This window comes from Pseudomonas sp. Kh14 (genome assembly GCF_900291005.1).
GTDB classification, from domain to species: Bacteria; Pseudomonadota; Gammaproteobacteria; order Pseudomonadales; family Pseudomonadaceae; genus Aquipseudomonas; species Aquipseudomonas alloputida.
The window spans coordinates 1-255 of record NZ_OLKJ01000191.1 but is presented as its reverse complement, the minus strand read 5'-3'; the positions used below and the strand labels follow the sequence as shown (position 1 = coordinate 255).

Annotated in this window: 1 protein-coding gene; it reads left to right on the top strand. The window is 63.5% G+C overall.

Annotated features, from left to right (window positions below; genetic code table 11):
• A partial coding sequence (locus tag FQ668_RS27795; protein ID WP_306109848.1) for an MHYT domain-containing protein occupies positions 1–255 on the top strand: 255 nt, incomplete at both ends.

Here is a 255-nt window from a genome sequence, read left to right as displayed (position 1 = left end):
CTTCATCGGCATGCTGGCGTTCAGCCTGCCCATCGAGCTGGGTTACGACACTCTGCTGACTGGCCAGTCGTTGTTGATCGCGGTGGCTTCGTCGGGCTTCGCCCTGTGGCTGGTGAGCCAGCCGAAACTACCGTGGCTGCAACTGGCCTTCGGTGCCTTGATCATGGGCACCGGCATCGCCTGCATGCACTACATGGGCATGGCCGCACTGCGCATGCAGCCGGGCATCGACTACGACCCGACGCTGTTCAGCGC